Annotated in this window: 8 protein-coding genes, 2 tRNA genes, 2 rRNA genes and 1 pseudogene; 8 read left to right on the forward strand and 5 right to left on the reverse strand. The window is 42.6% G+C overall.

Going from position 1 to position 14,064, the window contains the following annotated elements; translation table 11 throughout:
* The first annotated feature begins 31 nt into the window (after nucleotides 1–31).
* From L5B71_RS05595 to L5B71_RS05615, 5 genes and pseudogenes are all read left to right on the forward strand, one after another.
* A tRNA-Ile gene (locus tag L5B71_RS05595) sits at nucleotides 32–108 on the forward strand.
* 24 nt (nucleotides 109–132) lie between these two features.
* A tRNA-Ala gene (locus tag L5B71_RS05600) sits at nucleotides 133–208 on the forward strand.
* Between the two features lie 273 nt (nucleotides 209–481).
* Nucleotides 482–3,382 (forward strand): 23S ribosomal RNA (locus tag L5B71_RS05605).
* Nucleotides 3,383–3,504: 122 nt separating this feature from the next.
* Nucleotides 3,505–3,620: ribosomal RNA gene (rrf, locus tag L5B71_RS05610) — 5S ribosomal RNA — on the forward strand.
* A 64-nt stretch (nucleotides 3,621–3,684) separates the two neighbouring features.
* A pseudogene (locus L5B71_RS05615) lies at nucleotides 3,685–3,954 on the forward strand (transposase); the annotation flags it as partial.
* Here L5B71_RS05615 and ligA read toward each other — a convergent pair.
* The gene (ligA, locus tag L5B71_RS05620) at nucleotides 3,951–5,975 is read right to left on the reverse strand and encodes an NAD-dependent DNA ligase LigA (RefSeq protein ID WP_265757787.1); all 2,025 of its coding nucleotides are present in this window, start codon (nucleotides 5,973–5,975) and stop codon (nucleotides 3,951–3,953) included. The pseudogene L5B71_RS05615 and the gene ligA sit on opposite strands and share 4 nt — an antisense overlap.
* Nucleotides 5,976–6,102: 127 nt before the next feature.
* Nucleotides 6,103–7,128: a cell division protein ZipA gene (zipA, locus tag L5B71_RS05625; protein ID WP_265757382.1), complete on the reverse strand. Its 1,026-nt coding sequence runs from the start codon at nucleotides 7,126–7,128 to the stop codon at nucleotides 6,103–6,105.
* A 153-nt stretch (nucleotides 7,129–7,281) separates the two neighbouring features.
* On the opposite strand from zipA, the gene cysZ reads away from it, so the two are divergent.
* Entirely contained in the window at nucleotides 7,282–8,121 is an 840-nt protein-coding gene (gene cysZ, locus L5B71_RS05630) for a sulfate transporter CysZ (RefSeq protein WP_265757383.1), read from the forward strand.
* A 103-nt stretch (nucleotides 8,122–8,224) separates the two neighbouring features.
* Nucleotides 8,225–9,175: a cysteine synthase A gene (cysK, locus tag L5B71_RS05635; RefSeq protein ID WP_265757384.1), complete on the forward strand. Its 951-nt coding sequence runs from the start codon at nucleotides 8,225–8,227 to the stop codon at nucleotides 9,173–9,175.
* A 476-nt stretch (nucleotides 9,176–9,651) separates the two neighbouring features.
* Here cysK and L5B71_RS05640 read toward each other — a convergent pair whose 3' ends face one another.
* The 3 genes from L5B71_RS05640 to L5B71_RS05650 are packed head-to-tail and all read right to left on the reverse strand — an operon-like array spanning nucleotide 9,652 to nucleotide 13,415.
* Entirely contained in the window at nucleotides 9,652–10,689 is a 1,038-nt protein-coding gene (locus tag L5B71_RS05640; protein WP_265757385.1) for an ABC transporter ATP-binding protein, read from the reverse strand.
* 2 nt (nucleotides 10,690–10,691) lie between these two features.
* Nucleotides 10,692–12,347 carry an ABC transporter permease gene (locus L5B71_RS05645; RefSeq protein WP_265757386.1) on the reverse strand — a complete coding sequence of 552 codons (1,656 nt, stop codon included), beginning with the start codon at nucleotides 12,345–12,347 and terminating at the stop codon, nucleotides 10,692–10,694.
* 57 nt (nucleotides 12,348–12,404) lie between these two features.
* The gene (locus L5B71_RS05650) at nucleotides 12,405–13,415 is read right to left on the reverse strand and encodes a Fe(3+) ABC transporter substrate-binding protein (RefSeq protein ID WP_265757387.1); all 1,011 of its coding nucleotides are present in this window, start codon (nucleotides 13,413–13,415) and stop codon (nucleotides 12,405–12,407) included.
* Between the two features lie 336 nt (nucleotides 13,416–13,751).
* Here L5B71_RS05650 and L5B71_RS05655 point away from each other — a divergent pair, with 336 nt between their 5' ends.
* Nucleotides 13,752–14,042 (forward strand): co-chaperone GroES, encoded by a 291-nt coding sequence (locus tag L5B71_RS05655; RefSeq protein WP_017806817.1) that lies wholly within the window; start codon nucleotides 13,752–13,754, stop codon nucleotides 14,040–14,042.
* The last annotated feature ends 22 nt before the right edge of the window (nucleotides 14,043–14,064 follow it).

The raw sequence follows: 14,064 nt of genomic DNA on the forward strand, positions 1-14,064 counted from the left end.
AGCAAATGAAACAATAACCCGAATCCCTTGAGGGTCTGTAGCTCAGGTGGTTAGAGCGCACCCCTGATAAGGGTGAGGTCGGTGGTTCAAGTCCACTCAGACCCACCACTCAAGTGATGCGGAGAAATGATTGGGGATATAGCTCAGCTGGGAGAGCGCCTGCCTTGCACGCAGGAGGTCAGCGGTTCGATCCCGCTTATCTCCACCAAATCATTAGTAAGTTCTTTTAAATAAAGAGTCGTCTTAAAGAATTTAGTAATGATGAAACGCGAATGCGTTATTATCTAATTTGCTCTTTAACAATGTAAAAACAAGCTGAAAACTGAAGAGACTTTCAAGCTGATGAGGTGATGGGATGAGAAGACCATATCTTATTAAGTTGAAAAAGTCTGAGTAGAAGAAGACTTACTTGAACAAAAGCAAGTAAGCGTTCTCAACGAGAATGGATATAGCTTCGGGGAGAGAATCCTTGAGGTTGTATAGTTAAGTGAGAAAGCGTACAGGGCGGATGCCTTGGCAATCAGAGGCGAAGAAGGACGTGCTAATCTGCGAAAAGCGTGGGTGAGTTGATAAGAAGCGTTTAACCCACGATGTCCGAATGGGGAAACCCGATAGGTGAAGAACCTATCATTGTTTACTGAATAAAATAGGTAAACAAGGCGAACCGGGAGAACTGAAACATCTAAGTACCCCGAGGAAAAGAAATCAACCGAGATTCTGTGAGTAGCGGCGAGCGAAAGCGGAGTAGCCAGTAAGTGATAGTCATTGATTTAGGAGAATGAGCTGGGAAGCTCAATCATAGAGGGTGATAATCCCGTATCTAAAAAATTGGTGATGGTACTAAGCTTACGACAAGTAGGGCGGGACACGAGGAATCCTGTTTGAAGATGGGGGGACCATCCTCCAAGGCTAAATACTCCTGATTGACCGATAGTGAACCAGTACTGTGAAGGAAAGGCGAAAAGAACCCCGGTGAGGGGAGTGAAATAGAACCTGAAACCCTGTACGTACAAGCAGTGGGAGCCTGAAAGGGTGACTGCGTACCTTTTGTATAATGGGTCAGCGACTTATATTTTGTAGCGAGGTTAACTGAATAAGGGAGCCGAAGGGAAACCGAGTCTTAACTGGGCGAAGAGTTGCAAGGTATAGACCCGAAACCCGGTGATCTAGCCATGGGCAGGTTGAAGGTTGGGTAACACTAACTGGAGGACCGAACCGACTAATGTTGAAAAATTAGCGGATGACTTGTGGCTGGGGGTGAAAGGCCAATCAAACCGGGAGATAGCTGGTTCTCCCCGAAATCTATTTAGGTAGAGCCTTGTGTGAATACCTTTGGGGGTAGAGCACTGTTTCGGCTAGGGGCCCATCCCGGGTTACCAAACCGATGCAAACTCCGAATACCAAAGAGTAATGCACAGGAGACACACGGCGGGTGCTAACGTCCGTCGTGGAGAGAGGGAAACAACCCAGACCGCCAGCTAAGGTCCCAAAATCTATATTAAGTGGGAAACGAAGTGGGAAGGCTTAGACAGCTAGGATGTTGGCTTAGAAGCAGCCACCATTTAAAGAAAGCGTAATAGCTCACTAGTCGAGTCGGCCTGCGCGGAAGATGTAACGGGGCTAAAATATAGTACCGAAGCTGCGGCATCAGTAGTAATACTGTTGGGTAGGGGAGCGTTGTGTAAGCGGAAGAAGGTGGTTCGAGAGGATTGCTGGACGTATCACAAGTGCGAATGCTGACATAAGTAACGATAAAACGGGTGAAAAACCCGTTCGCCGGAAGACCAAGGGTTCCTGTCCAACGTTAATCGGGGCAGGGTGAGTCGGCCCCTAAGGCGAGGCTGAAAAGCGTAGTCGATGGGAAACGGGTTAATATTCCCGTACTTGGATAAACTGCGATGTGGGGACGGAGTAGGTTAGGTTAGCGTACTGTTGGAGATGTACGTTTAAGTTGGTAGGTGGGTGAATTAGGCAAATCCGGTTCACTATAAACACTGAGAGATGATGACGAGGCACTAAGGTGCTGAAGTAATTGATACCACACTTCCAGGAAAAGCCACTAAGCTTCAGGTTTATCTAAACCGTACTGAAAACCGACACAGGTGGTCAGGTAGAGAATACTCAGGCGCTTGAGAGAACTCGGGTGAAGGAACTAGGCAAAATAGCACCGTAACTTCGGGAGAAGGTGCGCTGGCGTAGTGTGAAGTTCTATACGGATGGAGCATGAACCAGTCGAAGATACCAGCTGGCTGCAACTGTTTATTAAAAACACAGCACTCTGCAAACACGAAAGTGGACGTATAGGGTGTGATGCCTGCCCGGTGCTGGAAGGTTAATTGATGGTGTAATCGAAAGAGAAGCTCCTGATCGAAGCCCCAGTAAACGGCGGCCGTAACTATAACGGTCCTAAGGTAGCGAAATTCCTTGTCGGGTAAGTTCCGACCTGCACGAATGGCATAATGATGGCCAGGCTGTCTCCACCCGAGACTCAGTGAAATTGAAATCGCCGTGAAGATGCGGTGTACCCGCGGCTAGACGGAAAGACCCCGTGAACCTTTACTATAGCTTGACACTGAACCTTGAATTTTGATGTGTAGGATAGGTGGGAGACTATGAAGCGGTAACGCCAGTTATCGTGGAGTCGTTGTTGAAATACCACCCTTTAACGTTTGATGTTCTAACGAAGCGCCTGAAACGGGTGTTCGGACAGTGTCTGGTGGGTAGTTTGACTGGGGCGGTCTCCTCCCAAAGAGTAACGGAGGAGCACGAAGGTTTGCTAATGACGGTCGGACATCGTCAGGTTAGTGCAATGGTATAAGCAAGCTTAACTGCGAGACAGACAAGTCGAGCAGGTGCGAAAGCAGGTCATAGTGATCCGGTGGTTCTGAATGGAAGGGCCATCGCTCAACGGATAAAAGGTACTCCGGGGATAACAGGCTGATACCGCCCAAGAGTTCATATCGACGGCGGTGTTTGGCACCTCGATGTCGGCTCATCACATCCTGGGGCTGAAGTAGGTCCCAAGGGTATGGCTGTTCGCCATTTAAAGTGGTACGCGAGCTGGGTTTAGAACGTCGTGAGACAGTTCGGTCCCTATCTGCCGTGGGCGTTGGAGAATTGAGAGGGGCTGCTCCTAGTACGAGAGGACCGGAGTGGACGCATCACTGGTGTACCAGTTGTCTCGCCAGAGGCACTGCTGGGTAGCTAAATGCGGAAGAGATAAGTGCTGAAAGCATCTAAGCACGAAACTTGCCTCAAGATGAGTTCTCCCAGTCTATAAGGCTGTAAGGGTTGTTTGAGACTAAGACGTAGATAGGCTGGGTGTGTAAGCGGTGTGAGCCGTTGAGCTAACCGGTACTAATTGCCCGAGAGGCTTAACTATACAACGCTCAAGGGTTTTGGCTTGTTTTTGATTGAGAAGGAAGAGTAAGAATACTTAGTGAGATAACGAAATAATAGAAGTTATGAACTAAGAGAAAGGACTTAAAGAATAGAAAGAATTATCTTGGCGGCGTTAGTGCAGTGGACCCACCTAAATCCATGCCGAACTTAGAAGTGAAACGCTGTAACGCCGATGGTAGTGTGGGATATTCCCATGTGAGAGTAGGGCACCGCCAGGTATTGAATGAAGAAGAACGCCATTGAGGGAACTCAGTGGCGTTTTTTTTATGTGGTTAAAAAGAAATTGATGTAAGTGAATTTAGTCATTTTGGTATCAATCACAGCACACATTTTGCTGAAAATCATCATCACATTAACGGAATTGAGAATTTTTGGAGTCAAGTAAAACGCCATTTACGCAAGTTTAAGGGGATTCCAAAAGCGCATTTTGAGTTTTATTTAAAGGAATGCAAATGGCATTTTAATTGCAGTGACATAAAAATTCAGATTTCCTACTTAAAACAATTGGTTAAAGGGAGTTTGGTTAGGCCCCTTATCTTAATCTTTATTTAACTGAAAGAATTCACTAATGCTAAAAATTCTTGCTCACTCAAGATGTCTACACCTAATTCGGCAGCTTTATTGAGTTTTGAGCCAGCGTTATCGCCTGCGATTAAATAATCCGTTTTGGCTGAAACGCTAGCTGTTACTTTACTGCCAAGCTGTTGTAATAACGCTTTGGCATCGTTACGAGCCATTTGGGTAAGGGTGCCAGTGAGTACTACGGTTTTACCTTTAAGCGGATTTTCGCCTACTTCTTGCACTTGCACGTCATCCCAATGTACGCCTTGGGCGATAAGATCGTTCACCACGTCCACATTATGTGGTTCACGCCAAAATAAGAAAATGCGATTTGCTACTACTTCGCCGACATCAGGCACTTCTTGTAGTTGTTCAAGGCTGGCGTTTTTCATCGCATCTAAATTTTTAAAATGATTGGCTAAGTTTAGTGCAGTTGCTTCACCTACATCTCGAATACCGAGGGCAAAGATAAAACGTGCGAGAGTTGTTTTTTTTGCTTTTTCTAAACTATTTAACGCATTTTCAGTGGATTTCGACCCCATTCGCTCTAAACGCATTAGGGTGACTTCATCTAATTTAAACAGATCCGCAGGGGTGTGAATGAGTTCACGATCCACCAGTTGCTCAATGAGTTTAGCTCCCACACCGTCAATATCCATTGCTTTACGCGAGACAAAATGTTTGAGCGCTTCTTTGCGTTGTGCTTCGCAGAATAAGCCGCCTGTACAACGTGCAACGGCTTCGCCATCAATACGCACAATCACCGATCCACAGACGGGGCAATGAGTAGGGAAAATAATCGGTTTTGCATTGTCTGGACGGCGATCTGCCAGCACGCCGATAATTTGTGGGATCACGTCTCCTGCACGACGGATAATCACGGTGTCACCAATTGCGATATTCAAACGTTCGATTTCATCGCCGTTATGTAAAGTGGCATTGCTTACGGTTACACCTGCCACAAAAACGGGTTCAAGTTTTGCGACGGGCGTGATCGCGCCTGTTCGGCCTACCTGAAATTCCACATCGTTTAGCAAGGTGAGTTCTTCTTGCGCTGGGAATTTATAAGCGATCGCCCAACGTGGCGCTTTGGAAATAAAACCAAGTTGTTCTTGCAAGGCAATATCGTTAATTTTCAGCACCGTGCCATCAATGTCATAACCTAAATGCGGGCGTTTTTCTGCCATAGTGCGGTAGAATTTCAGCACATTTTCCACGCCATTACATAGCTCAATTTCTTTATTCACAGGAATGCCGATAGATTTCAACCATTGCAAACGGGCAAAATGGGTATCGGGTAATTGCACGCCTTCTGCCACGCCAATGCCATAAGCATTGAGCATTAATGGACGTTGGCGGGTAATTTTCGGATCAAGCTGACGCAATGATCCAGCTGCGGCATTGCGTGGATTTGCAAAGGTTTTTTCCCCTTTGGCGAGCGCCATTTCATTGAGCTTTTCAAAGCCAGCTTGTGGCATAAATACTTCGCCACGCACTTCTAAACGTGCCGGCGGATTGTCGCTTAAAAGCTGTAACGGAATATTGCGAATGGTACGAATATTGGCGGTGATGTCTTCCCCTGTTGTGCCATCGCCACGGGTTGCCGCTTGGGTTAGCACGCCATTTTCATACAAAATACTGACCGCTAAACCGTCTAACTTGGGTTCGCAACAGAAAGTCAAAGGCTCAGGCAGCACAGCTAAGCGATCTTGGATACGTTTCACAAAGGCATTAAATTCTTCATCAGAAAAGGCGTTATCCAAGGAAAGCATTGGAATTTCGTGGGTTACCTGCGCAAAGCCTGCAAGGGGTTTGGCACCCACGCGTTGGGTGGGCGAGTGGCTGTCGGCAAATTCAGGGTGAGCCTGCTCCAAGGCTTTTAACTGGTGAAATAAACGATCATATTCTACATCGGGAATTTTCGGCTCGTCCAAAATGTGATACTGATATTCGTGGTAGCGTAAAGTTTGGCGTAATTGTTCAATTTGTTGGGCAACGGTTTGTTCTGTCATCATTAAATTCCTTCTAAAAAATCACCGCACTTTTTTGTTAAAAATTGAAGCTTGTACAAATAATTAAGGCGGACACAGTGGCCCGCCAGTTGCGATAAAAGAAAGTGCGGTGCTTTTTTCTGTCTTTTTAAGCGCTCACTTTAGCCAAATAGGCGTTTTCTGCATTGTCATCAAAAATTTCTTGCTGATCCGTTAGCACAAAACCGCCTAGCTCTTCGGCAATGGTTTTAGCAGCACGGATCATCATACGTAAATTGACGAGATCATTACCGTGAGACGGCAGCTGCATAAATAATGCGATACCTACAGTGTAGAAATCTGCCATATTGTTTGGATCGAACGTGCCGGGCTGTTGAATATTCGCCGCACTGAATAACACTGGGCTTGCTACACTGAGATCCAAATGGCGGTGGTAAATTTGGCGATTGCCAAAAATAAAACATAAACTATCAAGCACTTTAGTCAAGGCTAAGCCGTGAAACTCTTTGCCTTCAGGCGCAACCACATAAAGCATTATGAAATCTTTTGCATCTTGAGCTTGGCGTTGAGATTGTCGTTCTTCTTTTGTTGCTGACTCGACTGAAACGCTTTGTTGTACTTCTTCAAATTCTACGATTCGGCGCTCGCGCTCTATTTGGATCTCATTTTTCGTTGGTTCACTGGCTAATACTTCCGTTAATTTATGCTCTGCGTGAATGCCTTCTTCTTCGTTCATTGTTGCTTCAATTTCTGCAATGCTTGCCGTAGCTAAATTTTGGTGTGACGAATAAGGCGTCATTGTAGGTTGAGTTGGCTGTGCTTCATTTGGCAAGCTAATTTTAATTTGATTAATCGCTTGCTCAAAATTCTGCGGTTCTGACATCTGAGTTTGCTCAAAATCATCAGGTTGATTTTGGTTAAAATTACGAGTTTGCTGTGCTGATAAGGTTGGTCCAGCTTGTTGATCAAGTGGTTGAACTGGCTGAGCAATAGAGTCTCTCGTGGCAAAACTAGTCGAGTTGTTCTCAGATTGACGTGGTGCATTTTCTTTACTAAAGCTATTACTTTTCTCAAAGATCTCTGATTTTTCACGGCGGTTAGACCAAATGCCGTGTGCAACCAAGGCGACCAATGCAATAACACCAAGAATAATCAAAATTGTATTTAAATCCATCGCGTAATGTTCTCCAGTGAGGATATTGACCAAGTGGAAAAATTGTTTGTTAGCTTATCATATTTTGTAAATTCGGTGATATGCAAAAATTGATTTTTTTCACCGTATTTTGTATGCTAACCCGCATTTTTGATTATTCACTGGGAAAGATGTATGTTGCAACCTAAGGAACTTAAGCAAGGCTTTCACTATTTTGTGATGGGATGGCATTTAATTACTCAAAAAGGATTAAGGCGTTTTGTAATTATGCCAATCTTACTCAATATTTTACTTCTTTCGGGACTGTTTTGGTTATTTGTCACCAATATTGGTGATTTAATTGACCAGCTAATTAGCTATGTCCCCGATTGGCTTTCCTGGTTAAGCGGGGTGCTACTTGCGTTTTCAATTTTTATGGTATTAATCCTATTTTATTTTACCTTTTCAGCGCTTTCTGGTTTTATTGCTGCACCTTTCAATGGATTATTAGCAGAGAAGGTAGAGCAAAAGCTGACAGGTGAAAATTTAATAGAAATGAATTCTATTGACTTCATAAAAGATATTCCTCGTATGTTAAGACGAGAATGGCAAAAACTATGGTATAGCTTACCTAAACTTATTGCTTTATTTTTATTAGGTTTTATCCCCGTATTAGGGCAATCTATTGTGCCAATTCTTACCTTTTTATTTACCTCTTGGATGATGGCGATCCAATATTGTGATTACCCTTTCGATAATCACAAAATTCCATTCCATATTATGCGTAACGAATTAGGTGAAAAACAAACACTGAGTTTAACTTTTGGTAGTTTAATTGGTTTTTGTACTTTTGTACCAGTAATTAACTTGGTCATTATTCCTGTTGCTGTTTGTGGCGCCACGGCAATGTGGGTCGCAGAATATCGTGATAATTCCTTAATGAAAGTCAATCCTAACAAAAAGGAAAAGGATATGAAAAGACTGTCTGATCATCAACAAGAAAGACTAGAACAGCGAGATCGTTTCATTAAATAAATAGCTATTAGTTATAAAATATAGCAAATTACTATTTTTTTACTATTAATATGTGTGTTAAAACTAGTTTCAATTATTAATCAAAAATGAAAGGTTGACACAAATGACTATTTATAATGATAACTCTTATTCTATTGGTAATACCCCGTTAGTACGCCTTAAAAATTTTGGTAATAACGGTAATCTTGTTGTGAAAATTGAAGGGCGTAATCCAAGTTTTAGCGTGAAATGCCGTATTGGTGCGAATATGATCTGGCAAGCGGAAAAAGATGGTATTCTCAACAAAGAAAAAGAAATTGTCGATGCAACTAGCGGTAATACAGGGATTGCATTAGCTTATGTGGCGGCAGCGCGTGGTTATAAATTAACGCTCACAATGCCTGAGACAATGAGTTCCGAACGGAAACGCTTATTGAGGGGGTTGGGGGTTAACCTTGTGTTGACTGAAGGAGCTAAAGGGATGAAAGGTGCGATTGCTGCCGCAGAAGAGATTGTGGCAAGCGATCCAAACCGTTATGTGATGCTCAAACAATTTGAAAATCCAGCTAACCCAGATATTCATCGCCAAACTACGGGCGTAGAAATTTGGAATGATACTGAAGGCAAAGTTGATGTCGTTGTTGCTGGTGTGGGAACTGGTGGCACAATCACAGGCATCTCACGTGCGATCAAACTTGATAAAGGTAAACAAATTGTTTCTGTTGCCGTTGAACCGGAAGAAAGCCCCGTGATCACGCAAACCTTAAATGGTGAGGAAGTCAAACCAGGACCGCATAAAATTCAAGGTATCGGTGCGGGATTTATCCCAAAAAATCTTGATCTTTCCTTGATCGACCGTGTAGAACAGGTAAATAGTGAGACGGCGATTTCTACGGCTCGCCGTTTAATGGCGGAAGAAGGCATTTTGGCTGGAATTTCATCTGGTGCAGCTGTTGCTGCGGCGGATCGTCTTGCAAAATTACCTGAATTTGCTGATAAACTTATTGTTGCAATTTTGCCTTCAGCAGCAGAGCGTTACTTAAGTACCGCGTTGTTTGAAGGAATTGAAGGTTAAGCAGAAAAATAACCACAACATTGCCTTGTATTTTTAGTCTAAATACAAGGCAATAAATCAATATAAAAATAAGTGCCCTCTAAATCCTTGTAGGCTTGATTTTTAAACCTATACTAGTGGAACAGTAGATTTATTTGCTATAACAAATAACTAACTTTTCAATCATTTACTTTCTCTAACGGGATTATATTATGAGAGTTAAATTATGATTTCTGAAACTGAAAAAGCTAAAAGACGTGAAGCCATATAATATGCAAAAGCTAGCGTTGATTTAAAAGGAGTTACTTTATCTGAAGAATTACTAGAGATAGCAGATAAATATACTCAAGGATTATTAACAAGAGATGAATTTACAAAAGAGTATATTACAGTAGTAAGAGTCCGATTATTATGGGAATAAATAAAGCATTGGTTATCATTTAAAAACACTCCATAAACCTTATTCCTGAAGTCTTAAGATCATAATTACTCAGTCCTTATTCACTAACCATTTCGCTAAATAACAACGGTGTAACGCCATTTTTTAAGTAAATTTGCACCGCACTATGTAAGGGAAATTCGTGTTGGCTAATTACATTCAAAGTCTGTCCTGTCACTTCTACTTGATATTTATAATAAGCACCTAGAAAACGTTGTTGGCGAATAATGCCATTCGCTTGTGTTGGGGCATCTGCCACGCATAATTGTAGCTGTTCTGGACGGATTGCGAGATAACTCGGCGCTTGTTGGGATTGATGAGAGGTATGCAAATGCACACCAAGTAGCGATTGGCAATGCTGATCATCAATGGGCTGACAAGGCAGGTAATTTATTTCGCCTAAAAAGTTGGCAACAAAAGGGCTGTTTGGCTGTTGGTAAACGGTGCTTGGCACGCCGATTTGGCAGATTTTCCCTTGATTCATTACCGCTAATTTATCCGCAAAGAGAAAGGCTTCTTCTTTGCTATGGGTAACGAAAATCGCAGGAATATGCTGTTGTTTTAGAATATGGCGAATTTCTTCGATCATTTGATGACGAACTTGGCTGTCAATGTTAGAAAAAGGCTCATCAAGTAATAATAATTTGGGCTGACAAGCGAGTGTGCGGGCAATGGCAACGCGCTGTTGTTGGCCGCCCGAAAGCTCGTGGGGATAGCGTTTTTCTAAACCTTGTAAATGCACAAGTGCGGTCATTTTTTGCAATGTTTTTATTTGTTCGCTTTTATTCATTTGATGTAAACCAAATAGAATATTTTCCGCCACGGTTAAATGGGGAAAAAGCGCATAATCTTGAAAGATCAAGCCTATTTTTCGCTCATTTGCCTCAAGATGTTGAATTTCTTTATCTTGCAAACGAATATTGCCTGCACTGAGCGGGATCAATCCTGCAATGGCCTTGAGCAAGGTGGTTTTTCCGCAGCCACTTGCGCCGAGCAAACACACAATATCATCATTTTCAATCAATAAATTAAGATCTTGCAAAATGGGCTGATTGTTATAGCAGCAGGTTAAATGGGTAATATCTAATGTATTCATTATTAAGCTTTTTTCCCTGATTGCAGTAAAGAGCGAGTTAAAATCAACACGGGAATAATCCCCACTAAAATAAGCACTAAGGCAGGCAAGGCGGCGCGTTCAAGCTGTTCATCTGAAGTAAAGGTGAAAACGTGGGTGGCGAGCGTATCGAAATTAAACGGACGCAACAATAAAGACGCATTCAGTTCTTTCATACTTTCAATAAAAACCAGCAATAATGCGGTGAAAATGCCTTTGCGCATTAGGGGTAAGTGGATTTTGTGCCAAATTCCCCAAGATTTATAGCCTAACATTCTGCCTGCCATATCTAAAGACGGCGGAATTTGGCTCAAGCTGGTTTCTAAGCTGCCCAAAGCCATTGCCGAAAAGCGGATCACATAAGCAGACACCAGGGCGAAAATGGAGCCTGAAAATACCAAGCCAAGCATTGGCAAATCAAGCCATTTTAACAAGCGGTTAAGTTGATGATCGGCAAAGGTAAAAGGAATTAACAAGCCGATTGCCAGCACTGTTCCGGGAATAGCGTAACCTAGCGCAGAAAAACGTACGGCTATTTTTGCCAAAGGCGTTGGGCGTAATCTTGCCCAAAAGTGCATTAATAATGCTAAGCATACGCAGATGATCATTGCTAGCCCAGAAACTAGCAAGCTGTTTTGGCTATATTGCCAGAAATCTGCTGTCCATGCTTGTTCAAAATAGATAATTGACCAATAACTTAGCTGAAAGAGCGGGATAAAAAATGCAAGAATAATTAACAGTGTGCTGAATAACAGTAATCCCCAGCCTAATCCATTGAGCCGTTGGGTTTGTGCGGGACGCTGTCCTGAACGCTGATAATAGCGTTGCTGGCGGCGTGCATAACGTTCAATGCTGATAAATAGCACTAACAATCCGAGCATAAACAGAGAAATCTGCGCCGCGGCTTGCAAATCACCAAAGCCAAGCCAAGTGTCGTAAATCGCCGTAGTGAGCGAAGGAATGGCAAAAAACGCCACTGTGCCAAAATCGCCTAAGGTTTCCATTGCGACCAAGGCGCACCCCACCGCAATGGCTGGGCGGATAAGGGCAAAGGTAATTTTGTAAAACACACGCCAACGGCTTGCGCCCAGCAGTTTGGCGCTTTGCTGTAAATTGTCGCCTTGCTCCATCAACGCCATTCTGACTAATAAGAAAATATAAGGATACAACGACAACGCCAAAATAAAGCAAGCGCCGCCTAGGCTGCGAATGGAAGGGAACCAATAATCTTGTTTGCTTTGCCAATCAAACCAAGCGCGTAAACTTTGTTGCACGATGCTGGGATAGTCCAAAAAATCCGTGTAAAGATAGGCAGATAAATATGCAGGAATGGCAAGGGGCAGACAAAGTAACCATTGCAACAGTGTTTTACCGACAAAATGATAACGCGACACCAAAAATGCGCAGGGCAAGGCAAAACATAAACTTAGCACAGTTGTGCCGAACACCAAGCTTAGGGAATTCAATAAATAGTCGGTAAACACCGTTTGCCATAAATGTTGCAAACTGTGTAATGAGCCTTCAAATGCCGAAAACAACAAGGCGATAATCGGCAGCAAGAAGAACCCCAATACCGCCAATAATGCGATAAGAGCGGTGCTTTTTGCGAAAAAATGTTTATGTTTTGCGGAATTATCCATAATCAAAATAAAACTAGCCTATCCCTGATGGGTATAGGCTAGCATAGATTTAATCTATTACAGATCAAATTTTACTTCATCGATTAATTTCAACGCATTTTCATAGTTTTCTGCGATTTTTTCTAATGGCAAATCATCTTGTTTAAATTCACCCCAAGATTGCACCAATTTAGATTTTTCTACGGACGGTTTCACTGGATATTCGTGGTTCAATTCTGCATAAAGATGTTGTGCTTTATCGCCACTTAAAAACTCCACCAATTTCACCGCGTTGTCTTTATTTGGCGCATATTTTGCCACTACTACACCGCTGATGTTCATATGTGTACCCACGGTTTCTTGGTTTGGATAGTTGATATAAGCCGCTTCTGCCCAGCTTTTTTGTTTCTCATCTTCAAGCATTTTGCCGTAATAATAGCTATTGCCTAATGAATAATCACACACGCCTTCTTTAATGGCTTTCACTTGATCACGGTCGCCACCTTGTGGTTTTTGTGCCAAGTTCGCTTTTAACCCTGTTAAGAAATCTTTGGCTTTTTCTACGCCATCGTGAGCAATCATTGAGGCAATTAACGAAACATTGTAAGAATGTTTGCCTGAACGTACACAAACTTTGCCTTTTAATTCAGGTTTGGCTAAATCGTAGTAAGTGAAGCTTGCTGGCAATCTACCCACGCGATCTTTCGATGAATATACCACTCGCGCACGGCTGGTTAGCGCAAACCATTTACCTTGGCTATCACGGAATTTTGCAGGAATATTACTTTCTAATACAGAAGATTGGATCGACTGCGCCAATCCTGCGTTAACAATTTCCATCACACGGCTAATATCCACGGTTAACAGCACATCCGCTGGGCTAAGCTCACCTTCACGTTTTACCCGCTCAACTAAGCCTTTATCAGCAAAAATAAAATTCACTTTCACGCCCGTTTCTTGTTCAAATTGTTTCAAGATAGGTTCGATCAAATAAGGTTGGCGATAAGAATAGACATTTACTTCGTTGGCGGCGAAAGCAGGGGCTGCAAAGGTGGTCAATAAGGCCAAAGCAGATAATGTTTTTTTCATTGCACGTTCTCCGTGGTTAAATTGAGTGATTGGTTAAAATCTCTGCGTTTTTCCACCGCACTTTGCATAGAAAATGGAATTTTTCTTTTGAATTCGGTAAAAAACGCATTTTAAGTTTAGCTGAAACTTTTTAGCTTAGCTTTGTTTTAGCTAGCGTTGACTTTACCGAAAAAAAATCATCAAGTAAATAAAAATTATTCTCATATTTATCTGGGTGGTGATTTTTTTACCTATTTTTGTAAAAAAATTTTTGTTATTCTCTTGAAAGGAAAAAATCCTGCCCCATATTGGAGTTACTAGTTTGTTTTAAAACCTCAACTTTAGAAGGAAATTACAATGAATATTCGTCCATTACACGATCGTGTGATCATCAAACGTGAAGAAGTGGAAACCCTTTCTGCTGGCGGAATTGTGTTAACTGGTTCTGCGGCAACTAAATCAACCCGTGCAAAAGTGCTTGCAGTGGGTAAAGGGCGTATTTTAGAAAATGGCACAGTGTTACCTTTAGATGTAAAAGTTGGTGACACTATTATCTTCAATGATGGCTACGGCGTGAAAGCGGAAAAAATTGATGGCGAAGAAGTGTTGATCATTTCTGAAAGCGATATTTTAGCTATCGTGGAATAATCCCAAATCAATCATTAGCATT

It is taken from the genome of Avibacterium sp. 21-586, from assembly GCF_026226775.1.
Classification (GTDB): Bacteria; Pseudomonadota; Gammaproteobacteria; order Enterobacterales; family Pasteurellaceae; genus Avibacterium.

Excerpts from the sequence above, each read along its gene's own strand:
- ligA (WP_265757787.1), bottom strand. The coding sequence starts at position 5,975 with ATGACAGAACAAACCGTTGCCCAACAAATTGAACAATTACGCCAAACT.
- zipA (WP_265757382.1), bottom strand. The coding sequence starts at position 7,128 with ATGGATTTAAATACAATTTTGATTATTCTTGGTGTTATTGCATTGGTC.
- cysZ (WP_265757383.1), top strand. The coding sequence starts at position 7,282 with ATGTTGCAACCTAAGGAACTTAAGCAAGGCTTTCACTATTTTGTGATG.
- cysK (WP_265757384.1), top strand. The coding sequence starts at position 8,225 with ATGACTATTTATAATGATAACTCTTATTCTATTGGTAATACCCCGTTA.
- L5B71_RS05640 (WP_265757385.1), bottom strand. The coding sequence starts at position 10,689 with ATGAATACATTAGATATTACCCATTTAACCTGCTGCTATAACAATCAG.
- L5B71_RS05645 (WP_265757386.1), bottom strand. The coding sequence starts at position 12,347 with ATGGATAATTCCGCAAAACATAAACATTTTTTCGCAAAAAGCACCGCT.
- L5B71_RS05650 (WP_265757387.1), bottom strand. The coding sequence starts at position 13,415 with ATGAAAAAAACATTATCTGCTTTGGCCTTATTGACCACCTTTGCAGCC.
- L5B71_RS05655 (WP_017806817.1), top strand. The coding sequence starts at position 13,752 with ATGAATATTCGTCCATTACACGATCGTGTGATCATCAAACGTGAAGAA.